Origin of the sequence: Streptomyces sp. NPDC014991 (assembly GCF_043080665.1) — a bacterium.
Lineage (GTDB): Bacteria > Actinomycetota > Actinomycetes > Streptomycetales > Streptomycetaceae > Streptomyces.
This window is the reverse complement of record NZ_JBIBVY010000024.1, coordinates 1-23,023: the sequence shown is the minus strand read 5'-3', so window position 1 is coordinate 23,023 and position 23,023 is coordinate 1. Positions and strand designations below refer to the sequence as shown.

The 23,023-nt window shown below is 67.9% G+C and carries 18 protein-coding genes and 2 pseudogenes; 12 read left to right on the top strand and 8 right to left on the bottom strand.

The window, feature by feature from the left end:
- Positions 1-17: 17 nt before the first annotated feature.
- Both ACF1BE_RS29365 and ACF1BE_RS29360 read left to right on the top strand, forming a co-directional pair.
- Positions 18-739: pseudogene (locus tag ACF1BE_RS29365) on the top strand (IS5 family transposase); the annotation flags it as partial.
- A 596-nt stretch (positions 740-1,335) separates the two neighbouring features.
- Positions 1,336-1,476, top strand: a complete 141-nt coding sequence (locus ACF1BE_RS29360; protein ID WP_392202106.1) for a hypothetical protein — start codon at positions 1,336-1,338, stop codon at positions 1,474-1,476.
- Between the two features lie 409 nt (positions 1,477-1,885).
- On the opposite strand, the gene ACF1BE_RS29355 is transcribed toward ACF1BE_RS29360, so the two are convergent.
- Complete coding sequence (locus ACF1BE_RS29355) at positions 1,886-2,965, bottom strand: cobalamin-independent methionine synthase II family protein (RefSeq protein ID WP_392202026.1); 1,080 nt, start codon at positions 2,963-2,965, stop codon at positions 1,886-1,888.
- Positions 2,966-3,887: 922 nt separating this feature from the next.
- Here ACF1BE_RS29355 and ACF1BE_RS29350 point away from each other — a divergent pair.
- Both ACF1BE_RS29350 and ACF1BE_RS29345 read left to right on the top strand, forming a co-directional pair.
- Entirely contained in the window at positions 3,888-5,201 is a 1,314-nt protein-coding gene (locus ACF1BE_RS29350) for an ABC1 kinase family protein (protein ID WP_392202025.1), read from the top strand.
- 48 nt (positions 5,202-5,249) lie between these two features.
- Positions 5,250-5,687: a DUF2750 domain-containing protein gene (locus ACF1BE_RS29345; RefSeq protein ID WP_392202024.1), complete on the top strand. Its 438-nt coding sequence runs from the start codon at positions 5,250-5,252 to the stop codon at positions 5,685-5,687.
- Here ACF1BE_RS29345 and ACF1BE_RS29340 read toward each other — a convergent pair.
- The 4 genes and pseudogenes from ACF1BE_RS29340 to ACF1BE_RS29325 form a co-directional block, all read right to left on the bottom strand.
- Positions 5,653-6,074, bottom strand: a pseudogene (locus ACF1BE_RS29340) (IS5 family transposase). The gene ACF1BE_RS29345 and the pseudogene ACF1BE_RS29340 overlap by 35 nt on opposite strands.
- The gene (locus ACF1BE_RS29335) at positions 6,074-6,460 is read right to left on the bottom strand and encodes an IS5 family transposase (RefSeq protein ID WP_392202023.1); all 387 of its coding nucleotides are present in this window, start codon (positions 6,458-6,460) and stop codon (positions 6,074-6,076) included. The pseudogene ACF1BE_RS29340 and the gene ACF1BE_RS29335 overlap by 1 nt, the downstream one beginning before the upstream one ends.
- Positions 6,461-6,850: 390 nt before the next feature.
- Entirely contained in the window at positions 6,851-7,546 is a 696-nt protein-coding gene (locus ACF1BE_RS29330; protein WP_392202022.1) for a hypothetical protein, read from the bottom strand.
- A 340-nt stretch (positions 7,547-7,886) separates the two neighbouring features.
- A complete protein-coding gene (locus ACF1BE_RS29325) occupies positions 7,887-8,591 on the bottom strand; it encodes a hypothetical protein (RefSeq protein WP_392202021.1) in 705 nt (234 codons plus the stop codon).
- A 350-nt stretch (positions 8,592-8,941) separates the two neighbouring features.
- Here ACF1BE_RS29325 and mobF point away from each other — a divergent pair, with 350 nt between their 5' ends.
- Positions 8,942-10,891 carry a MobF family relaxase gene (gene mobF, locus ACF1BE_RS29320; RefSeq protein WP_392202020.1) on the top strand — a complete coding sequence of 650 codons (1,950 nt, stop codon included), beginning with the start codon at positions 8,942-8,944 and terminating at the stop codon, positions 10,889-10,891.
- A gap of 368 nt (positions 10,892-11,259) precedes the next feature.
- Here the strand turns inward: mobF and ACF1BE_RS29315 are convergent, their stop codons facing one another.
- A complete protein-coding gene (locus tag ACF1BE_RS29315) occupies positions 11,260-11,691 on the bottom strand; it encodes a hypothetical protein (RefSeq protein ID WP_392202019.1) in 432 nt (143 codons plus the stop codon).
- A 485-nt stretch (positions 11,692-12,176) separates the two neighbouring features.
- Here ACF1BE_RS29315 and ACF1BE_RS29310 point away from each other — a divergent pair, with 485 nt between their 5' ends.
- From ACF1BE_RS29310 to ACF1BE_RS29290, 5 genes are all read left to right on the top strand, one after another.
- Positions 12,177-13,025 (top strand): replication-relaxation family protein, encoded by an 849-nt coding sequence (locus ACF1BE_RS29310; protein WP_392202018.1) that lies wholly within the window; start codon positions 12,177-12,179, stop codon positions 13,023-13,025.
- Between the two features lie 287 nt (positions 13,026-13,312).
- Positions 13,313-13,546 (top strand): hypothetical protein, encoded by a 234-nt coding sequence (locus tag ACF1BE_RS29305; RefSeq protein WP_392202017.1) that lies wholly within the window; start codon positions 13,313-13,315, stop codon positions 13,544-13,546.
- Between the two features lie 284 nt (positions 13,547-13,830).
- A complete protein-coding gene (locus tag ACF1BE_RS29300; RefSeq protein WP_392202016.1) occupies positions 13,831-15,045 on the top strand; it encodes an ABC-three component system protein in 1,215 nt (404 codons plus the stop codon).
- Positions 15,045-15,530, top strand: a complete 486-nt coding sequence (locus ACF1BE_RS29295; protein ID WP_392202015.1) for a three component ABC system middle component — start codon at positions 15,045-15,047, stop codon at positions 15,528-15,530. The genes ACF1BE_RS29300 and ACF1BE_RS29295 overlap by 1 nt, the downstream gene beginning before the upstream one ends.
- Positions 15,527-17,479, top strand: a complete 1,953-nt coding sequence (locus ACF1BE_RS29290; RefSeq protein ID WP_392202014.1) for a DUF3732 domain-containing protein — start codon at positions 15,527-15,529, stop codon at positions 17,477-17,479. Before ACF1BE_RS29295 ends, ACF1BE_RS29290 begins: the two co-directional genes overlap by 4 nt.
- Before the next feature lie 32 nt (positions 17,480-17,511).
- Here ACF1BE_RS29290 and ACF1BE_RS29285 read toward each other — a convergent pair whose 3' ends face one another.
- On the bottom strand, positions 17,512-18,483 hold the full coding sequence (locus ACF1BE_RS29285; protein WP_392202013.1) for an ATP-dependent DNA ligase: 972 nt from the start codon (positions 18,481-18,483) through the stop codon (positions 17,512-17,514).
- Between the two features lie 182 nt (positions 18,484-18,665).
- Here ACF1BE_RS29285 and ACF1BE_RS29280 point away from each other — a divergent pair, with 182 nt between their 5' ends.
- Both ACF1BE_RS29280 and ACF1BE_RS29275 read left to right on the top strand, forming a co-directional pair.
- Positions 18,666-18,965: a hypothetical protein gene (locus ACF1BE_RS29280; RefSeq protein ID WP_392202012.1), complete on the top strand. Its 300-nt coding sequence runs from the start codon at positions 18,666-18,668 to the stop codon at positions 18,963-18,965.
- Positions 18,966-19,249: 284 nt separating this feature from the next.
- Positions 19,250-19,696, top strand: coding sequence for a hypothetical protein (locus ACF1BE_RS29275; protein WP_392202011.1), 447 nt, complete (start codon positions 19,250-19,252; stop codon positions 19,694-19,696).
- A 108-nt stretch (positions 19,697-19,804) separates the two neighbouring features.
- Here ACF1BE_RS29275 and ACF1BE_RS29270 read toward each other — a convergent pair whose 3' ends face one another.
- Positions 19,805-22,327 (bottom strand): Helicase associated domain protein, encoded by a 2,523-nt coding sequence (locus tag ACF1BE_RS29270; RefSeq protein WP_392202010.1) that lies wholly within the window; start codon positions 22,325-22,327, stop codon positions 19,805-19,807.
- Positions 22,328-23,023: the final 696 nt, after the last annotated feature.

The window sequence follows — 23,023 nt, the reverse complement described above, 5'->3', positions numbered from 1 at the left end:
CGCTCGTTGGTGAGGGCATGGGGAAGCGTCAGTCGCGGCCGTGGATCGTGTCGGACGAGCTGTGGTCGCTGATCGAGCCGTTGCTGCCCGAGCCGCCGCCCAAGCAGGTGGAAGGGCGACCGCGGGTGCCCGATCGGCAGGCCTTGTGCGGCATTCTGTTCGTCCTGCACACCGGCATCCAGTGGGAGTACCTGCCCCAAGAGCTGGGCTTCGGCTCGGGCATGACCTGCTGGCGGCGTCTTGCCGCCTGGAACGAGGCCGGTGTCTGGGACCAGCTGCTGCTGAACAAGCTGCGCTCCAAGAACCAGCTGGACTGGTCCCGGGCGGTGATCGACTCCTCCCACGTCCGGGCCGCCCGCCGGGGCCCAAAAGCGGGCCCAGCCCGGTCGACCGCGCACGACCGGGCAGCAAACACCACGTCATCACCGACGGCCAGGGCATCCCGCTCGCAGTGTCGCTGACCGGTGGCAACCGCAACGACGTCACCCAACTCCTGCCCCTGCTCGACAAGATCCCAGCAGTGGCCGGAGTCGTCGGCCGGCCGCGCAGACGGCCCGACATGCTCTTCGCCGACCGCGGTTACGACCACGACAAGTACCGCCGGCTCCTGCGGCAGCGCGGCATCCAGCCCGCGATCGCCGAACGCGGCCAGCCCCACGGCACCGGCCTGGGCACCTTTCGCTGGGTCGTCGAGCGGACCATCTCCTGGCTGCACGGCTTCCGCCGACTGCGAATCCGGTGGGAACGACGCGACGACATCCACGAGGCATTCCTCGGACTCGCCGTCTGCCTGATCACCCACCGCCACGTCCAAGGCTTTGTTAGGGCCAGTAAAGCGGACTGCCGCTCCGGACGCGACACCGTTCCGGCCTCGCCGCTACCCGCGCGCACCGCCGTGGTGGGGTGCGGACGTATGGGATCCACCCTGGTGCACGCCGCGGAGCGGCAGGGCCTTCACGTCCTGGCCGGCGTGCGCGAGCACCGTCGCAGACGGTCCGGTGTACCGCCGCAGGTGGTGCAGATGGCGCCCCGGGATGCCGCGGCGGCGGCCGACCTCGCGGTGCCGGCGGGCGAGCCGCTGCGGCAAGTGGCGGAGCAGCTGGAACCGGTGCTGGATGGCAAAGTGGTGCTGGAGCTCTCCAACCCCGCGATGCGACGGCGGGACATGCCGGCCCCGCGCAGGTCCCGGGCGCCGAGCGAGGCGGAGTTGCTGGCCCGGCGCCTTCGCCGGGCGCGTGGCGGAAGCGCTGAACACGGTCTCGGCCAAAGCCCTCAGAGGTGCTCGGGGCGGACACGCGCCGACCGAGCGTACCCGTCGCCGTGGACGATCCGTCGGTGCAGCGATTGGTCTGCGCGTGGGTGGAGGCGTTGGGCTTCGAGGGGGTGCCAGCGGGACCGCTCGCGCATGCCCACTGGCTGGAGCACCTGGCCCATCTCCTGTGCTACATCGACGCGCAGTCGGGCCGTACGGGCTAGGTGGGATGCCGGATTCTGCGCCCCTGAGCCGCCGCCAATCGTCCCCGGTACTAACGAGGGCGCCCATGTGTTCAGCACCGGTGCCGTAGGCGGCGGCGTCGAAGCCGGGGGTCTCGTTCTGGCCGCTCCCAGGTCCACGGCGAAGAGCTGGTGTTCCGGACCGGATCTTGTCTTCGGGCTGTGAGTAGGTGGCCTCCGGACGCTGGCGGTGGGCGGCACGGAGGATCCGCCGGTCCGGGTGGACCTACACGCGTGAACTGGCCCGGCAACTGGTGCACGCCGCAGTGTCGTTGCCGGGGCCGCTCATCTGCCGCACCACGCCAACCCCGACGCCCTCGCCGGAACACTACGGCGTTATGGGGCGGAGCAGGCGTGTGCCCGCCTCACGAGTAACGCATGTAAAGGCTTCCTACTGCCCGTCCAGCGCGAAGCCCAGCGCCTGGGAGGCCAGGGCGGTTCCCCGTACGCGTGCTTCGATCTTGGCGAAGGCCAGGTCACGCGAGGTGGACGTATCGTCGGCGAACGGCGAGAAGCCGCAGTCGTCGCAGGTGCCCAGCTTCTCCACCGGGATATAGCGGGCCGCGAGCAGCACCCGGTCGCGTACCTCCTCCGGGGTTTCCACCGTGGGATCGATGGGATCGGTGACCCCAACGAACACCCGGATGCCGTGGCTCAGTTGGTCAGCGATGACGCGAAGGACCCGCTCGGGGTCCGCCTCGCTGGCCAGCTGGACGTAGAAGTTGCCCACCTTCAGCTGGAAGAGCTTGGGCAGCAGTTCGGCGTAATCGACATCCAGGCTATGGGTGGAGTCGAGGTCGCCGCCGGGGCAGGTATGCACCCCGATGCGGGCCTGCTCCGCCTCGCTGAACCGGGCGAGCACCTCGTTGTTGAGGGCGATGAAGTCGTCGAGAAGTGCGCCGCTCGGGTCAAGCTTGAGTGAGAGGCGTCCCTCGGTGAAGTCGAGCTGGACCACGTGCGCGCCCGCCTCCAGGCAGCCGCGGATATCAGCCTCCGCCTCGTCGGCCAGGTCACTCAGGAACGCCTCACGCGAATATCCCACGATGGGCTCGGCCGGGTAGAGCAGACTGAGCGCCGAGGGCGCGATGACCGCTTGCTTGATGGGGCGGTCGGTGTACCGCCGGGCGTCGCGCAGATACGACTCCGCGCGGACCTGGTAGCGGAACGGCCCCTCAGTCAGGCACGGAAGCTGCCGGACGTGGCCGTCGGCGAACGGGATGGTGACGCCGTTCGGAGCGAGGCTCGCCAAGCCTGCGATCGGGTAGGTGGCGAAGCTGGGCTTGGCCTGCTCGCCATCGACCAGGACTGGGCAGTCCAGCGCCGCAAGTCGGGTGAGCGTGTCCGCCGCCGCCTGCTGTTGGAGCCCAGCCAGCTCCTTGTCGCTCAGCCGGCCTTGTGTGTACTCACCGAGAGCCTGTTGCAGGGCGCGAGGGCGGGGGATGCTGCCAATCGGCTCAGTGGGGATGGTCATGATCCGGACCATAGGAATCCACACGTGTCGAGACAAGCAGGCACCAGCAGGCCACCACGACCGCGCTGCCGACAGGAAACAGGATGGACTCACGGCCGGTATCCGCGTTGCTGCAGGTCACCGGCAACCCAGGGAAGTCCGGAAGCCGATTTCCACGACCGGACCAGCAGGCTGCGTGGGGGGGTGGCCCCCCCCGAGTTCACCGGATCGGGACGCCCGTTCGGGCGTTGGGTTGACCCGGCGACGCGGTGGGCGACGACGTCACGGGTGGGTAAGCGGGCCACTGCCCGGTGCTCAGGAGGGTCCGCGAGCTGATGGCCTGAACGAGTGAATCCCCGGCTGCGTGATGCGCCTGCAACGACATAGAGCGATATATGGCGTGAAAACTTGTCATGATTGGTGCTCGCTGGATCCAGCGACCTCGCCGCACCTCTGGGAGTGATGGTGTTCGACCTGAGCCCGTCCACCGGGGCGTCTCCACAGGGGCGGAAATTCCTCGTCGGCGCTGGGGGCCCTTTGGCCCGGCGCCGCGAAGGCCCCCAGCTGGCAAGATCAGAACGCGTTGGAGACCGCCACTCCGTCGGCGAGGGCCACCTTGAAGGTGAAGGTCAGGCGGTCGCAGCCTGGTGGCCCGCTAGCGGACCTTCGTCATGCTGCTCTTTGTCTTCCCGGCTCTTGCCACCCCCACGGGCGACCCTCGCGCCATGATGGTCCTTGCGGCGCCGATCACTGTCCTGTTCGCCCTGTCGCTGGCCGTGATCGTCTGGCGCGACCGAGTGCGCACGCGCCAGGCAGGGCCGGTGGCGCTCTTGCCCGACGAGGCGTCGTCGCTCGACTTCCCGCCGTGGTGGATCGAGGTTCGGGCGGGAAGCGGGGGAGCGACACGCTGTCGTCCCGCCAGGAAGTCGACTCGGAGGCATCGATGACCGCCGACAGCAGGCCGCACGCTATCCCCGCCGCTACCGTCTCGCGCCGCGTTCTCACGGGGCGCGCGGCGGTTCTCCTGCTTCACGTGCTGCGGGGCGGCGCGGCAGTCGTGAGCCACACCACGGTCGGCGTCCTGCGCGGCGACCTGGATACGCGCCGGGACCGCTGGTTGGTGGACTTGGTCACCCGGCTCGGACCCGCGTTCATCAAAGCCGCCCAGATGCTGGCCACCAGGGTGGACGTGCTATCGCCCCGCGTGTGCGCCGCGCTCGGCCGGCTACACGACGGTGTACGGCCAGCGGCGTTGGCGGTCGCGGCCGACGAACTGTGGGGCACCGGCCTCGTGCTGGACCGGGGGGCTGACGGTGTCGCCCGGCCGGTCGCCACCGGCAGCATCGCCTCCGTCTACCGTGCCACCGCCCCCGACGGCCGGAGGGTCGCAGTGAAGCTACTGCGGCCCGGAGTCGCCCGGCAGCTGACGGTGGACCTGGAACTCCTGCGCAGGTGCGCCCGGCTGATGGCCCGGCTGCCACAGATGCGTGGTATTCCGGTCGTTGCCGTCGTCGACCAGATGGCGCAGGCGGTCCACAGCCAGTTGGACCTCCTGCGGGAGGCGCGCTTTCTGGAGGAATTCCGGGACAACATGGCGCAGGAGTCCGGTATCCGGGTGCCCGTTGTGCATCGGGAACTGAGCGACGAGGGCCTTCTGGTCATGGAGTTCATCGAGGGCCTTCGGCGCCGTGCGCCCCACGAGTTCCCAGAGACGGCCCGAGAGCAGGTGGTGCTGGCGACGCTGCGTGGTATTTACCGGATGCTTTTCATCGACGGGCTGGTCCACTGCGACCTGCACCCCGGCAACCTCTACTTCCTGCCGGACGGTGAGGTGGTGGTGGTGGACGCCGGCTTCACGGTGCGTCTGGACGAGCGGACACGGGCCACGTTCGCCTCGTTCTTCCTGCAGATGTCCGTGGGGGGTGGTGAGGCATGTGCCGAGATCCTCCTGTCCACGGCGACCGCCGGGCCGGATGCTGACACAAAGGGCTTTAGGCGCGAAATCGCTAGTCTGGTACGGCGGAACAGTGGGATGTCCGCAGCGAACTTCAACCTGGTGACGTTCGCGGGCTCGCTGTTCGATATCCAGCGCCGCCATGGCCTATACGCGGCACCGGAGTTCGTGTTCCCTCTGTTGTCCCTACTGGTGCTGGAGGGCACCGTGCGCGCTTTCGCCCCGCAGGTGGATTTCCAGAAGGTGGCCGGCCCTTATCTGATGAAGGCCCTGTTCGGCGACGCTTCTAAGACAGCGGACTGAAAGCGGCTGCTCATCGCCTCGGGGAAGCGTCAGCGGCTCGCTGCCGAGATGCCGCACCCCGCCATCTGGGTGACGCTGTCGATAAGAAGTCCTAAACGAAATGAGTGTTGGAGAACGGTAGGCTCGGTGGCCATGAGTCAGAGCGGTTCGCAAGCGGCGGCATTCTTCCGAGACGTCCGCCAGAGCAGCGTGGTCTGGCTTGTCCGAGATGACGACGGAAGCCCGACTCACCTCTCAGCGGACGGCACGCGAAGTCTTCCCTTCTGGTCGACCTCACCCCGCGCCCAGAGAGCAGCAAAGATCTGGGGGCACGGGCTCCGCGTTGAGTCCATGCCCTTGGACACCTGGTGCGATCGCGTACTGCCCGATGCCGCCCGGGATGGACTCGTGATCGGCATCAACTGGAGCGGGCCGCGCCTGGTCGGCTGGAGCTTCACCCCCAACGAAGTTCTTAACCGGCTACAGGCGGCTCACACAGTGACCTGAGTTGTCGGTGGGTGATGAGGCAGCAGGCAAGTTTGAGGAACGCTTCGTGGATGTCGGCTCGCCGTTCCCAGCAGATCCGTAGGCGCCGGAAGCCGTGCAGCCACGCGACGCTTCTTTCGATCACCCAGCGGTAGTGCCCAGTCCGGTGCCGTGTCGTGTTCCGCGGCGCGCGATGGCCGGCACGATGCCGCGTTCGCGGACCTGGTCACGGTAGACGTCGTGGTCGTAGCCGCGGTCGGCGAAGAGCGAGTCGGGTCTGCGGCGCGGTCGTCCGACCCGGCCGCGGACCGCCGGGATCGCGTCGAGCAAGGGCAGGAGCTGGGTGACGTCGTTGCGGTTGCCGCCGGTCAGCAGGACCGCGAGCGGGGTGCCGTGTCCGTCGGTGATCAGGTGGTGCTTCGAGCCGGCCCGGCCCCGGTCAACTGGCGACGGACCCGTGTGGAGCCCCCTTTTAACGCCCGGACGTGCGAGGAGTCGACCACGCAGCGGGACCAGTCCAGCCGCGACGCCGCGTTCAGTTCGGCCAGCAAGACTTCGTGCAGCCGTTGCCAGACGCCGGCCTCGTTCCAGTCCCGCAAGCGGCGCCAGCACGTCATGCCCGAACCGAAGCCCAGCTCCTTCGGTAGGTACTCCCACTGGATCCCGGTGTGCAGCACGTAGAGGATCCCGCATAGAACGTCCCGGTCCGGTAGCGCCTTGCGGCCCGGGTACCGGAAGCGCCGTTCGCGCTGCGGCAGCAGCGGCTCAAGGCGATCCCACAGCTCATCCGACACGATCCACGGCGATGTCCCCATACGGGGCCGAACGCTCAACTTCCGCCGCGGACACGGCCATCAGTGCCGAATCCACCTCATTGTGTTAGCTGCTGTAAGTCCGGGTCGGCGTCAGTCCCCAAGAGTGTGAAAGCGGGCTGGGCTGACCGGCCGACGGGCCGCAGAGGCAGTGACGGTCATCCAACGCTGGACGGACGCCCGAACAGTCGCCCATGATCTCACGCCTATCTGCGCATGAAGGGTTGGAGGATCTTGCGTCGGGAGGAACGCCCGTACACGGCCCTACTGCTGTTACTACTGGCGGAGATCACGCCCCGGTGACGAATGATCGCCTCGCCGAACGGCCCCCCCCAGGCCGCCTTCAAGGCCAGTTACCCCAGGGCCCGGCACTCAGTGCGGTGTGGATAGCACGCAACCGCCCACGACGGTCAGTGTCCAGCCCCCGATCAAGGCGGCTAGCACGTACATATGCAGCGGCCAGGCAGCCCATCCCGGTGCGGTGCTGCCTGCAGCGGCGCTGGCCATCAGAGTCACGGCGAAGGCGGCCCACCATCCGAGGTTGCGGTGGACCAGGTCGACGACAGTGCGTAGATGCGCGGGACTGCCGGTGTGGTCAGGGTGCAGCAGGTACGTGATGCGAGCGGGCAGTACCTGGGGATCGATCAGTTCGGGTTCGAGGCTGGGGTAGAGGGTGTGGACCGCGTCGATCACGTGCCCCATGTGGGGGGTGTCGGCCAGGGGCACAGTGAACGTGGCAGTAGGGGTGGGGTCGAAGACGGGAACTCGGCCCGCCAGGTTGAACCAATCCAACCTGGGATGGTCCTGGTCAGTGAGTCGATGGCCGGGCAGGCGCGTGAGTTCGGCCAGAAGACGGTCGGTGGCCTGGTCCCCGATGGTGGCTCGTGTGAGGTTCCGCAGGGAGGGCACATGCACGAGTGGTTCGTCGTGGCCGCTGTCGCGTCCGATCTGCTCCAGCGTGTGGCAGAAAGCGTCGAAGCTGGTGCGCTGTACCTGGGTGAGCAAGTGAAGCGGAGCACCGCTGAGGATGGTGCCCAGCGGGCGGTTCGGAGTGTGTAGTTGGCTCATGAGTGGGAGCTCCAGGAATTCGTAGACGCTGCCGGAGGGGGCGCCGAAGGCAATGAACGGCCTTCGGACAGCAGCGCCCCTGTTGGCGCCGGGGGACCGGAGAATCGGGACTGATTAGACCCCGCGTGTGATTGTGCATCACCGGCCGTTTTGCACGCGGTGGGTGGCGAGGTAGAGCAGGACCCTCGGCCCTTAACCGAGGAGTAGCTTGAGAGGGCGGTGTGAGCCCAGGTCGTGGCGACCGGGCAGTCCGCAGGGTGCGCGGGCCGAAGCCCTAGCCAGTTCCAAATCGGTGACATTGATCTGGATGATGCCCACACGGCCCTCACCAGAAATGCAGTCAGGCTTGGCCACGTAGCGCGCGGGCAGCGGCGGCGCCTGCCTCGAACTCCTCGCGAGGGATGGTTCTCATCCCCTCGCAGCACCCCGCAGAGAACGAGAACTGGTCGGACTCGAAGGGCTTTTCAAAGGCGACGGTGACGTTACGGGGCGGGATCTCCCACACCGGGGACGCGTACGCCACACCAGGCTGGTTCTCCACGATCCGCGTCGTACCCAGGTAGACGTCGTAGATTGCGCTGTAGACAATCAGCGCCGGGTAGTCGCGCTCGCGCTGCGAGGCGATGCAGATGCTCCGTGGCTGCACGGTATCGGAGAGTGTGAACGTCACATTCGCGTTCAGGCCTTGGCTGAAGGTGTTGGTCAACTCCCAGGCGTCGATCGTGAACTCGAACTGACGAAAGCCCAGCCCGTTGGTGACCGGTGGTAGGCGGATCAGCCGCATGTACGCGTCGAACACCATCACGTCGACCTTGCGGTTGGCTCCGGGTGCCGCGTCCTTGAGATGGAAGGGAATCCGGATGACCGACCGCTCGTACTCGATCTCCCCATCGGGTGGGAACCGCTCAGGCCGCTGGGGTGCTTGTGGGGGACCTCCGGCTCCGGTGCGTTCGGGCGTCCCGCCCCGATGCTGAGGTCCGGCCGCGCTACTCGGGTTGGGCCACGCGACCGGTTCGGGTGAATCAGGCAGGTTCTCATCAGGCACGCTTGGCACCCCTTCCGTGATCAACGATTACAAACAGTCACAATACGTAACAGTATGTGCTTGGCAAGACTCCACGCCGACCTCTCGGGAGTCGGGCGGCGGATCAACCGCGCTCGTGGTCCGCAAGACCGCCTTCGGCGAGGGACCGCTCGGGGGTCGTGGGTGCCGGGTTGGTGTGTGTGCGGGGGTGGTGTGGAGCAGGACCGGAGAGCGTTGACACTGGCCGGCCGTCCCGAGCCGCTGCCCGTCTGACGGGCACATGAGAAGAAAGTTCGGCTGCTGCTCCCGCCTGGCGGGACGCAACGCGGATCGGGCTTTTCTTGCAGGTCAGGGCCGTGTGGCGTGTCTGCATGACGATGGATATCGCGCTGATCACCGCCGGACAGATGTACCGCTACTACTTGCGCCAGGTCGTCTTCGGCGACAGCCTGCGCCCGGCGCGCACGCCGCTTGCCAAGGCTCAGGAGGAGGCCGGTGTCCCGGTCGGCCGATGGATGGGCCGTGGGCTCGCGGCCCTCGGGCTGGCCGCGGGGGACGTCGTCACCGAGGCGCAGCTGCGGAACCTGTTCGGGGAGAGAGGCCGGCACCCGCACGCGGATCTGATCGAGGCCGACCTGCTGGCCGCGGGCAAGCCGCCGAAGGCCGCGTGGAAGGCCGGTGCCCTCGGTCGCCGGGTGAAGGTCACGGGCTTCGACCTCGTCTTCCGGACGCAGCCGACGATCTACCTGCTGTGGGCGCTGGGTGATGACGAGACCCGGCGGGTGATCGAGGCCGGGCACGAGCGGGCGATCGAGAAGGTGCTGGAGTGGATCGAGGACCACGTGGCGGTGATCCGCTTCGGCAAGGACGGCGTCTACCAGGTTCGGCCGCCCGGCGGTCTGGTCGCCGCCCGCTTCCGCCACTACGAGGCCCGGTCGGGAATGCCGCTGCTCCATGACCATCTGCTGCTGTCGGTGAAGGGGCAGCGTCTGGACGGGACGTGGGGATCGGTCCACTCGGAGGTCATGTTCGAGAACACCGTCGCTGCGTCCGCGCTCTACAACGAGATCGTGATGGCTGAGGTGTGTGAGGCGCTGGGGCTGGCCTCCGAGCCGCGCACCGTCACCGCCGGGCGCCGCCCGGTGATGGAGATTGCCGGGGTGCCGCACGAGCTGATCCGCTGGACCTCGCGGCGCAGCGACCAGATAGCCGCGTGCCGGGCCGACCTGGAGCACGAGTACGTCACCGCCGTCGACGACGACGGCAACCTGAAGTTCGCGCCCGAGGTCTCCGAGAAGGCCCGCGCCAAGTTGAACCGGATGGCGGCGAAGATGACCCGCCCGCCCAAGCCGCAGACCCGGCCGCTCGCGCAGCTGCGCGAGGACTGGCAGGCGAGTGCCCGCGCGTTCCTCGCCGACGCCGCCTACCTCATCGACTCCCTCCTCGAGCGCGCCCGCGCCGCAGCGGCGGCGATCCGGGCCCGGGTCGCCGCGGTGGTCGACGTCGCCCTGGCGGCCGTCGACGTCACCGCGATGGTGTTCGTGATGAACAAGGACGGCTATTTCCACCGGCGACAGCTGCTCGCCGAAGCCCGCCGTCACCTCGCCCTCGTCCTGCGCGGCCGCCGCCGCGCACCGGGCCTGGACGAGAAGATGGTGGACGCGGCCATCGCCACGCACTGTCTGGACATCAGCGAGCCGAAGACACTGCGCGGCCGCATGCCGGCCTACCGCTTCTACACTGCCCGCTGGTCTTTGGCCGACCCGCCCGCCCGCCGCTCACCGGGTGCCGAACCTGAGGCCGATCACCGGCCCCCGGCCGGTCCCGGCGACCTGGACACGCCGCGCCTGCCCTTGGAGCCGGGGGAGTGGGACATCCCGCGCGTCCCGTTGCTCTACCAGCGTGCGGTCATCGCCTCCACCGTTCTCAACGCCCGGCTGCGCGCCGCGCGCCGCACCGGCCGTTCCCTGTACGACGACGTCGTGGCGCACCAGCAGGCGGCGATGCCCGAGCAACTCCTCATCCCGTTCCCGGACGCTAGCAAAGACGCCGACTCCGAGCCCCGGCCGGCACTCGACATGACGGCGCTGCGGGCCCTGAAGAAGTCCGGCACGGACGTGGAAGCCCTCGATCTCACTGCCGAGCGGCTGCGCCACCTCCAGGATGCCTTCACCGCGGCGGCCGACCGGGCCCGCGTCACCATGGACCGCTACGCGCACCGGGACGATGCCGATGGCGCGCATCCGGTGCGCGAGGGCGACCAGCAGGCGCACCGCCCGCAGGAGCCCGGACCGCACCGCGGCCGGGAGGCCGGCCACTGAGTGCGCCCGATGTCGCGCACCCGATGCTGTGGTGCGCACCGGCGATGCCCAGCATCCAAAACCTGCGCACCAGGACCCGGGCGGCGCGCCGCGCGCGCACCAACAGGGCGGGAAGACTGCGCAGCTTCCGCACCAGACGTGCAGTCAGGGCCCTGGCGGGTCAGTGCGCACCGACGATTCGCCGTATCGCGCCGGGAGTTCGGCGTATCGGTGCGGAGGATAGGTGCGTGGTGGCGCTGGCAGAACGAGGCGATGCGCACCTGCGCACCGCGCCACGCGCGCGTGGGTGCGGTCATCCGCACCGGCTGGCGCGCATCGACCGCACCGAATGCGCAGACGGTGCGCACCCGCGCGGTGCGCAGGCGCGGTTACCAGCGCGCGCCGTCTGCGCAGTGCGCAGCGCGGGCCCGCTCCACCTGCTCATCGCGCAGCTCCTGCAGAGCCCGGACGACGTCCTTCGGCGCGTCGGCGAGGACCTGGCCGACGAAGTGCGCGATTGTGCGGGCGATCCCCGGCGCGGCAGCCGCAGGAGCGTGCGTGGCCCACGCGCGGATCGCCATCAGGTAGATGACGCCGACCTCGTCCAGGACGAAGGAGTCGGCGCAGGGGTCGGCGTCGTCGGACAGTGCGGTCACGGGGAAGACGATCAGTTCCGCGATGCCCGGCAGCAGCCCCGACAACTGCTCCACCTCGGGTGCGAGCCGCGCGGCCTGGACGTCGTCTCCGCTCTCCACCGCCAGGATGTAGTCGAAGCCCAGCTGGACCAGGTGCGGGGGCAGCGCGGGAGCGAGGGGGGACATGGGCAGCTCCTGACATACGGTCGCCGTGCCGATCACGACGACGTCTCCAGCAGGGTCCGCCCGTCAGCCTGTGGACAGAGGCCGGAGATCTCTCCCCTCTCCAAACGGAAATGGACTAGGACTGTATGGGTTGAACCGGGCCCCTTGTCGAGTCTGGTCGGGCCGACCACGACAGGGCTGGTCGGCTGGGCAAGCCGCCGCAGCCTCCTGCCGCCGGCGCTTGCGATCCCACTGCTGTACCCACTTCCGTGCCCGGCACGAGCACAGACCGCACTTCCCCAGGCCACCACGACCTTTCGGGACTGTCGCGTCTCGTCACAACCCTCTTCTCTCCTCCTCTCACTGACCAAGCCCTGGGAAATAGGTGGGGGTGGGGTGTCAGTGGTGGAGGCGATCATCGGGTTCAGGGCGCGTCGGGTGCCCTCTGCGGCCGGGGGCCGGCGCCCGGCCGGTGGCCGGTCGCGACGTACGGGAGGGCGGGGCTGATGGCGGGCAAGCGCAAGACGAACGAGGCGGGATCGACGAACAAGCTGCGCGCCGATGTGCTGTGCGTGCTCGGGGTGCTCAAGGCCGCGACGGCGGATCAGATCCAGCGCCTGTCCTCACCGCACCTGACCTTCCGGCACACCACGAAGAAGACGCCAGCCGCGCGGAAGGAGGCCCGCACTGCCTCCCACCGTGGCGCGCTCAACGACCTGCGCAGGCACGGCCTGGCCGTCGACGGCGGCCGCACCCGAGGGGGAGAGGAGGTGCGCCTGCTCACCAAGGACGGGCTGGCCGCCGCCGGACTCGAGGTGGACCGGGGGCCGGAGGAGATGGGCGGCATGCCCAAGAGCGCGGGCCGCTCCGGTGCCTCGCACGCGATGACGGTGAACGAGACGGTCATCGCGATGATCCGTCCGAAGCCCGACCTGCACCTGGTGGCCGGTGAGCCAGCCGAAGCCATCGCGGCCGCCCAGGCCTGGGTCGACGCGTCCGACGGGATCGGAAGCCTCACCTCCTACGCCACCGAGGTCGCCCTCCCGTCGACGGGCACGTGGAAGAACCCCGACGTGGGATGCGCGTGGGCCGACATCGTCCTCACCGCCCCGGAGGCCGGGCTGCCGGTGCTGTTCGTCGAGGCCGACAACTGCACCGAGGACGCCGCGAGGATCGCGGGGAAGTTCGACAAGTACATGCGCCACTTCCACCGCACGGTGAAGGACACCGACGGCCAGGACAAGCCGATGTGGCGCACCCGCTGGTCCGCGCCCGATCCCCAGTGGGGCGACGCAACGCACCCGCCGGTCCTGCTCGTCTTCAACCAGGTCGGTCCGCGGCCCGCGCTGAAGTAGATGGAGCTGGTCGCCGCCCTCACCCGCGAGCACTGGCAGGGTGACTGGAACAGCTCGGGCGGCTTCCACCTCTACAGAGGGAAGATGCCGATCGTGGCGACCACGCTGGAGCTGCTGCGCGAGCACGGCCCGGCCGGGCCCGCGTTCTGGCGCTTCGCCGCAAGGACCGACAGAACCTCTGGGACGCGATCGGCAACCCCCGCCGGGACGCCGCCCTCGCCCGCCGTGACGAAGAGGCGCGGCGCCGTCTCGCGCAGGAAGCAGCCGAACGCGAGGCTCAGCGCCCGGTGTGCGCCGAATGCGGGCAGAAGTTCACCGACGACCGATGGAAGGCCAGCATCGCGGTCGACTGGGGCCGCGGGGACAGCCACCCGCACCTGTGCGACGACTGCAAGGCCCGGGCGCTCGAGGCGGAGCGGCAGGCGGAACAGGCCGAACGCGAGCGCCAGGAGCAGGAGCGCCAGGAGGAGGCGGCGCAGGCCTCGAAGGCCGGCGGCTGGCTCGGACGCTGGCGCAGCTGACCAGGGCAAGCCACCTGGCAGCGCGAGGGCTTGCCCAGGACCACCTGGGAAAGCCCTCGTTCTGCACCTGTGCCAGCCCATTGGCCCGGCCACGGTGCCAGCTGACGCTTTGGCGAAGGTCAGTGCAGCCGCGCCACGATGACGACCGCGTGCTGGCTCCTGCCCGTTGCGGACCAATCACGCTGGTGGCCTGGGAAGCGTCACGATTCCGGTACCGCCTATGTGCCCAGCGTCACATGCATGCGAAGATCGCTGGCAGCTCGACAGGAGGGGTGGAAGGGGCTATGGCGGTCAAGGACGATCAGTTCGAAGCATCTGCTTCAGCGCTCGGCTATCTCTACCAGTTCGCCAAGGCGCTGCAGCTCTGCATCGAGCAGTGGGTGGGCGGACTGGAGTGGAGCGTTGCTGTTGAGGCCGCCGACGACATCGAGAAGCATGCCGGTTCGCTGACAGAGCTACTTCAGCTCAAGCAACGAGCAGACGGCACGCGGCTGACCGACTCGGCCCCCGATCTGTGGAAGACGCTTCGGATCTGGTGCGAGGCAGCTACGGCCGGGCGGATCGAGCTCGCTGAAACGAACCTCTTCCTGATGACGACGGCCGAGCTTCCGCCAGGCAGTGCCGGCTATCACCTGCAGCCCAAAGCCAGCGGACATCGTGACGAAGGCAAGGCCCTCACCTTGCTGCGGGCGGCCCGTGAAGCATCCTCGAGCGACAAGCTGCAGAAGGCATTTGCGGCTTTCGACGGGCTGGAAGCCGATGGGGCTGTCGGACACAGCGCCCTGCTTGCCCGGATCGACGTCATCGGTGACGCTCCGCGGATTGACGAGGTCCGCGAGACGATGCTCGGCCATGCGGCCCTCGTGGTGGGGCACGACCTCGCCAAGTCCTTCCTCACCCGCCTCGAGGGCTGGTTCTACGACCGGGTGATCGAGCAGATGCGCACACCTGGCGGCGCGCCCATCACCGGCGAGGAGTTCGACCAGATCCTCAGCGATCTACGCCACCAGTTCGGTCCCAACAATCTCCCCATCGACCCTGATATCGCCGACCTGAACCCTGAGCCTGCCGAGTCTGCAGACAAGATGTTCGTCCGCCAGCTCGACCTGATCGGCGTCGGATCCGAACGCATTCGTCTCGCCGTGCGGGACTACGTGCGGGCCTTCAACCAACGATCGCGCTGGTCGGAGGAGAAGCTGCTCCGCGTAGGAGAGCTCGGCAGATACGAGCGCAGGCTGGTTGAGGAGTGGCAGGCGCGCTTCGCGGACATGCGGGAGGACCTCGGAGACGACGCAACCGAGGAGGAGATGAAGCGTGAGGCCAAACTGATCTATCGCTGGGTTGACCGTGAGGCCCGCGCCCAGATCCGCACCGGCCTTGAAGAGGTGTTCATTCCCAAGGGCTCGTACCACATGCTCGCCGACGAACTACGGGTCGGCTGGCATCCGGACTTCACCGCTCGGCTGATGGCCCTCCTTGAGCCGACCGGAGCACGCTGATGGCGGCAGTCGAACTGAGCCGCGAGGAGCGGGCCTTGTACAACCCGGCGTTCACAGCGGTGCTGTGTACGCGGGCAGTCCAGGGCTATGACAAGGAGTACGCGGCTCCGTGCCCGTTGCCGGTGGCCGTGACAGCTGCCGTCATGGCCTTGCAACCGTCCATCCGGGCGGTCCTGCCGGCCACCACAGGAACCGGCCTGATGGGGTGGCTGGACGAGAACGACGCCGTGCGAGTCGCCATGACACGCAACGCGCCCTCTTTGGCTGCTGTCGTGCGCCCCGGCCTGCTGTTCGCGTTGCAGAGCCACATCCTGCACTGGGACAGCGACGGCCTGACTCTCGTTCCCCGCGCACTCACCAAAACGATCAAGGGCGACACGGAACAGAGCGTCGCCATCCAGAAGGCTGCCGTCCACCTCGGGCGCTGGCTGCCCAGCACCGGAAGCCTCAGCACCGTTCTGACCCTCCTTGGAGTCAAGCCGTGACCTTTCAGATCCAAGCGGTCACCATCTACGGCAAGAAGCCCGGTCAGATGCGCACCGTGCCCTTTGATCCCGGCACCCTCAACATCGTCACCGGCGACTCCCGACGCGGCAAAAGCGCCCTGCTGACCATCATCGACTACTGCCTCGCCAGCAACGGCTACCCCGTCAAGGCCGGCAAGGTCCGCGACTACGTCAGCGCCTACGCCCTCACCTTGGTCAAGCCCGACCAGCAACTCTTCGTCGCCCGCCGCGCCCCCGAAGGCAAAGCCGCTGTCAGCACCGTCCTGTGCATCCTCTCGCAAGCCCCCGGCACCCCGCCTCCACCGCTGCAAGAGCTCAAATTCGCTACCCCACTGGACGCGGCAAAGGACATGCTCAGCGATTTCTGCGGCATCGACCGCACAGTCCGCGTACCGGCCGTTGGCCGAGCCCAGACCATCGCCCCGTCCATCCGCCACGCTCTGTTCTTCTGCCTCCAAGCGCAGAACGAGGTCGCCAACCCCGACCTGCTCTTCCACTCCCAAGGCGAGGAATGGCGACCCAACACCATCCGCGGTGTCATCCCGTACTTCCTTGGCGCCGTGGACCCGGAGCAGGCACTGCGCCGTAACCGGCTTCGCCTCCTGCGCCGCGACCTCGCTGACCTCGAAACCGCGCTCGCCCCCTCACGGAATCTCGACCCCGCCGCCGGCCAGGCCCGCGCTCTGCTCACCGAGGCTGTCGAAGCCCACCTGCTGCCACCACTGACCAATCCAGAGCCATCAGCCGACGAAGTGCCGACCCTTCTACGCCAGGCCATGAACCACACAGGCCCCCAGCCTGAGCAGGACAGTGACGAAGATCCCCTCAGCGCACTCACCACGCGACGCAACGAGCTACGCGGCCTCCACGGACAGACCCGTGTAAAGATCGCCGATCTCAAGCGAGCATTTGCCGAGAACACGGACTTCACCACCCAAGCCACCGAGCAGCGTGCCCGTTTGGTCTCCCTCGGCCTGCTCCGCCGAGACCCCGAGGCCTCCAATGCCTCGCACTGCCCCGTGTGCGACAGCAGCCTTCCCTCCGCCAACGACACAGTCACCGCTCTCACTCGCGACCTCGCACATCTGGACGGCGATCTCCAGGTAATCGGTAGCGACACCCCAGCGATTCAACGCCTGATCAGCCAGGAAGAAGAGCGCCTGCAGGAACTGCGCTCTGCACTCGCCCGGAATCAGGAAGAGATCAACGAAGTCACCGCAGGGATACGGGCCCTACAACAGGAACCCGACGACGCTCGCCGCGCCGCCATGGTCCAGGGACGCATCAGTCTCTACCTGGACACCGCCGCTCGCCGCGCAGTAACCCCGCAAGTGGAAGACCGGCGAGAAGAACTCCGTCAGCAGATCGCCGACCTGGAAGAACTGCTCAGCGACGACACACAAGGCGAGCGCCTCGCCAGCTACCTTTCACTGATCAGCCAGAAGATCACCAGTAAGTCCGCGGGGCTCAGCCTCGAGCACTCGGAGAACCCCATCCGGCTCGACGTCAACCGCCTCACCGTCATCGCCGACAAGGCCAATGGCCCGCTGCCTCTACCCGAGATGGGCAGCGGCGAGAACCACCTTGGCTACCACGTAGCCACCATGCTCAGCCTTCACGAATGGTTCACGGAGCACCGTGCACCAGTGCCTCGTCTCCTGGTGCTCGACCAGCCGTCGCAGGTCTTCTTCCCGCCCGACCACACAGGCGAAGCCATCCTGGGAGCCAACGACCGCCACAAGCTGCTGAACATCTTCCAGACAATCCATCAGACGCTGCGCCTACTGGAAGGCAAGTTCCAGGTCATCGTCATGGAACACGCCGACTTGGACCACCCGGACTTCAGCCCATACGTAACCCAGCGATGGCGCTACGCCACGGATCAAGCACTCGTACCTGCTGACTGGATTGAGGAAGAGGCTGGCTGAACGCCTGGTCTGCAACCTGATTGTGTCGTGGCTCACTCGCCGAACAGCGGCACCTGCTGGACGTCGACGTCCGTGCGGACGCGATGCGGCCGGGCCGGGTGCCGCCACCGGCCGGCCGCATCGCGGGCGACGTCGACGGCGACCTCCATCACGACGTCGGGCTGCACCAGATGGACATCGAGTGTGCGCTGCGTGCCCCACTCCGTACTGAAAGACCATCCGGTCCATGGGTGTGCGCCCGTCTGCGGGGCCAGCTGGTCGGCCAAGGCGCGGCCGGCGGCCTGGGACAGCGTGGTGCTGCGCCCGACGTACTGCAGGCGGCCCGCGGCGTCGTAGCGACCCAGCAGCAGCGTGCGGGGAGCGGCGTGAGAGCCGGTGACCGCACCGATCACGGCCTCGGTGGTGACCCGCACCTTGTACTTCCTCCACGACCGCACACCTCCGCGATAGGACTCCTCCAGCCGCTTGAAGCACAGTCCCTCCACCCCGGCCGCCGTCCACGACAGCCACTCCCGCGCCAGGGCCGGGTCGGTCGTCGACGGGCACAGCACCCATGGCGTCGTCAGGCCGCGCTCCGCGAACAGCGTCTCCAACGCCGCACGGCGCCGGGCGTACGGCCAGTCAGTCAGGTCGTCGCCTCGGTGGACCAGGTCGAAGGCCACGAAGTGCGCCGGCCACTCCTGTGCCGCCTGAGCGGCAGCCGTCCCGCGCCGGGCAAGCCGCTGCTGCAGCCGTTCGAACGCCAGCCTGTTCCGCTCCCACGCCACCAGCTCTCCATCCAGCCCAGTGCCCTCCGGCAGCTGCGCCAGGGCCGCCGCCCGGATCTCGGGGAACGAGGCCGTCATGTCCGTGCCGCGCCGTGAGCGCAGCAGCACCGGCCCGCCCGCGAACACGGCGAGCTGGGCACGGTAGCCATCCCACTTCGGCTCCCCGGCCGACTTCTCGGGCAGGTCAGAGATGGCTACTGCCGTGGCCAGCATCGGTTCCGGCAGGGCCCAGGTCACGTTCTTGGTGCCTTCCGCAGTGATTGTCCCAGCTACCCGAATTGGGCATTATCGGCAAGTTGCCTAAATAGTACAAGGTCTATCTTTATGTGAAAAAGTTCACGTAGCCTTGTGGTCCAGGCGTTCAGTCCGGCCTATGGCCAGCAGGTTGTAGGAACAGCGAGTTAGAAGGAAGTGACTCCTTGAGTACGCACCACCGCTACGGCCCCAACGGGGAGAACCTGGGTAGTTCCGTCCACAAGGGCGACCGGATCGAGAACTTTGACGAACTTGGTCGTCAGGTCAGCACCTCATGGATCTACGAGGACCGAGTCGATACCTACGGAGTCGGCGAAGGACTGACCCAGCGCGAATGGAAGATCAGCGACCGGGAGACCGATGTGCGCGATGCCGCGGGAGAGTACCTGGGCAGCTCTTGGGATGCCGGGACTCACACGGACTACTACGACGCGGACGGCGGATACGCCGGATCCGACTGGTAAGAAAGGAGACTGCTATGCCACGACCGCCGCGCATCCCAGGAAGTGGGGGAGGACGCCGAGGAATCGGCGGGGGACCCTACACATGGCGGAATGCCGCCTTCGATGATCCGAGGTCCTTCGGGAGAACGGTTTATAAGCCAGGTGACCGCTTCGGCAGCGATCCGATAAGGCTCGTTGACAAGTATGGGATACCTGTCTACAAGCCCAGCTCCGGTGGGCGGCCTCGCAGGCCCCAGAGTTCCCCAGCCCGGGCTCCGGACCCTGAGGTGGCGCGCAACCGCGTCTTGGACAAGATCGCAAAGAAGGCTGAGCAACAGGCGAAGGAACATGACCGACGGTACTGGATCGGTGCACAGGAGTGGCACATCCGGCGAGCTCACGAGGACGCTCTAAAGGCGGCTCGCGAGGCCGCGCATAAAACGTACGTCGATGCTGATCATTATCCGGCAGGGATTCAAGCTTCGCAGGATGCGCAAGACAGAGATCGCAAGATCTATGGAAAGGCCCGCAGCGCAGCCGTAGCAGCGTACGACCGCTTCCTGAACCAAAAGGAAGCCTATTACGAGGAATGCTACGACGCAGACGTGGAGGAATACAAATATCTTCACAGCGAGGAATTTGGTTACGAGGAAGGCAAGGACAAGTGCTGGTGCGAAAGCGGCTTCATTGCTGAGGATATGGGGCTGACAATGGAACAGCTCCGCCAAACCTGCGACAAACACAGACGCTGAGGTTCAGGCGCCGCCACCCGAGAGGTTCGCCCTTCGGCTGAACTGTGACCGGGACAGTGGGGCTGGACGGGATCACCCTGTCCGGCCCCACTGTTCGTCCGTACGCCGCTACGCCCACCGCATGCCGATCACGGACAACTGCTCCACCCGCTCCGGCGTCAGCGTCGCGGCCCTGCTCCGCTGATTCCCGATCCATGCACCGAGCCGGTGCTCCCGCTCCTCCTGGTCCCCGCCGACGATCCGCTCGATGTGTTTCCTCGGGACCTGAAGGTGCCCCTCGCGCTCGTAGAACTGTTTGGCGGCCTCGTAGTTCATCGCCCACTTGTCGGCCTGCGTACGGCGCGGCGGCGGCTTCTCGTCCTCGCTGGCGGGCTCGATCCCGAGGACCTGCTCGCACATCCACTGCTGCACGGTCGTGAGCTGATCCCACCCGAGCCGCACCGACTGCACCCATCGCCCGAGATCCTCGCCCTGGCGCAGGACCTCGCTCGCCTCGGTGGGCAGCGCCTCACCGGCGTCCAGGTGCATCCGCACCAGGTGGAAGCACCGCTGCCATGTCACCGGCCAGCTCGGGCACCAGGACGCGTCGATTTCCTCCAGCTGCTCGCGCCGTTCGTCCGACAGCGCCCCGGCCGACGACTGGACCGGCAGCCCCTTGGCACGACGCTGCTCGTTCTCGGCAGCCTTCCGGGCGGCGGCCCGCGCGTTCTTCAGGAAGATGCCCACCTTCGCGCCCTGGTAGGTGGCGTCCAGCGGGGCCAGGAGGTGGCCGTGTTCGGCGGCCCACCCGCGCGCGGCGGACAGACCCTCCTCCCACGCGACGTCGAAGTGCGACCAGACCATGCCCAGCTTTTCCAGCTGCGCGACGCGATCCTCGTCCATGTCCCCGCGGGCATAGAAGCGGCGAGCGTCGGCGGTCCACTGCCCAAGGGGGAACCCGGCGAGCGAGGCCGGCCACCTTTCGGCTTCCGCCTCCTGGTCGTCGACGGCAGGCACACGGAACGTGAACGGCACCTTCAAATCGCCGTGCACACGGGCGTAGATGACGGCCGCCTCCACACCGCGCCGCCAGTGCTCGTGCTCCGGGTTGAGGACCCGCAAGTTGATGAACGCCGCGAGCGCGGCCGGGTCGCGGGGCGTGGAGAACTTCAGCAGGGCCTTGGCGGGGCCGCTGACGCCCCCGGAGCCCTCACCGCTCCCGCCTGTGCTCTTCCCGCTCTCGTCCTTGCTGACGGGCTTGTAGCGGCTCGGGGCCTGCTGCTCCGCGAGGCTCTCCACGATCCGCGCGTCGTGCGCCCGCAGCGCCTCCAACAGCTTGGCCAGCCCGCCGAACGCCCGGGACGTGAGCATGTTGTCCGCCGTCTCGCCCGGCCCGAGCAGCACCGGCACCACCAGGCTTGCCACCTTGCCCTCGCCCGGCTGCATCCGCAGCGCCCGGCCCACCGCCTGGACCAGGTCCGGCATCGACCCGCGCACATCCGCCCAGTACACGGAGTCACATTTTTTGGTATCGACCCCCTCACCCAAGACCTTCACCGAGCACAAGAAGCACTTCTCCACGACCGTGCCGTCCGTGGCGATCCCTTCGGCGAACTCGCCCAGCAGACGCCGCCGGTGCAGCGGCTTGTGGTCGCCACAGAGCCAGTCCGCCCAAATCGTTGCCGGGTACAGCTCGGGGTCGGATGCGTGCAGCTGAGCGGCGACGTCGGGAAGGCCAGCCGCGAACGCCTCGGCCTCGCGAACCTGGTGGTGGAAGACCAGCGTGCGGCGGAAGCCCTCCTCCGCAGACGCCTTCACCAGAGCGGTCTGCAGCGCCGCGAGCCGCGCCCCGCGCACCTCTGCCGAGCGGCCTTCGGCGCCCAGGAGCTGCGCGGCCTGGAGCGCGGTGTCGGTGACATCCACGCATACGACCTGGTAGGGGGCACAGATTCCCCGGTCGATGGCCTCCGAGAGCGTCAAAGTGAACGCTCTGCTGCCGAACGGCCCGTTGGGGTCGTCTTCCATGCTCGCGACCAGCTCGCCGGGTGCGCCGGCCTCGTCCTCGTCCCCGAGCTGCCACAGCCGGGGCGTGGCCGTCATGTACAACCGGCGCAGAGACGGGATCTTCTGGTTGTCGTGCACGACCGCCCACGGCTTCCCGATCCGGCCAGAAACCCGGTGGGCCTCGTCCACGACGATCAGGTCCCAACCCGAAAGGCCGGCGGCGTGCGCACGCTCCAGCGTGCCCAGACCGAGCGAGGCGTACGTGGCGTACACGGTCACCTTGTCCAAGCCGCGCGTCCACTCCACCAGCTCGTCCACGTCCGTGGTGTTCGGGAAGGACACCTCTTCCCCACGCAGCGAGGACACCCCGATCATCGGCCCCCGAGGGCCCCCTTCGCGCCACGCGGCCTCCGTCTGCGCGAGCAGGTCCAGCGAGGGCACGAGCACCAGCACACGGCCCGCATGGAGCTCCTCCGCGCTGCGGACCGCCACCCGGGTCTTCCCGGACCCCGTTGCCATGATCACCTGTGTCCGAAGCCCTCGCTCCGGCACAAGCGATCTTGCAGGCAATTCGAGGGCACGCAGGACCGCGTCAATGGCTTCTCGCTGGGCTGCCTCTCGCTGGTCAGCGCGGTCTGTGCTCGACATATTCGCCTGCCTTCTCCTGGGGTGCCGCCCGGTCGATTCGAGCGGCGGGAAACGAAACCTGCACGTAGATGAGCCGCAAGGGCTACGGTTGGACTGACGCGATCGGCTGGTTGCTCTCCCTCACCGGAACATCGGCAAGGCCGCGTGGTGGATCTCGATAACCCTCCTGATCGGTCCGAGGTGGTGTGCTCTGAGTCCAGAGTCTATCTCGTCTCCAAAAATGAAGCACACGGAACACCGAGATTCCCTCTAACGTGGCTGAAAGCTGTTAGTCTTGCCTTATCAGAAGCCAATCCAAAGCCTTGACGCCCCCTCAGTCCATTCCCCCTTTGCGGGTGGCCGGGCCTCCGACCTCCGTCACTCCCCCTGACTGCCCGTCACCTCCCCTCCTATTGCTGCTGCTTGTGCGTGAGCCCTGTGGGTGGGCCGCGCGGAGCGTGGCACGCCTTGCCCGCACGGGGGTTGGCGGGTCTGCTGTGGGTGGCTGGAGCGCAGCGGAGGCCACCGGCTGGCCGGAGGCCGGCCGTGCCTCGCAACGCGAGGCGCCTGCCCTACGGTTGGCGGTCGCGTGGAGCGCGTGCCGCCTGGCGGTGAGCGGAGCGAACCGCATCCGCTCACGCGGAGCGGGAGCGGCCGGGGAGCGCAGCGACCCGGCTCGCTTCTTCGGGCGAAGCCCGAAGGGACCCGCTCCGCGGG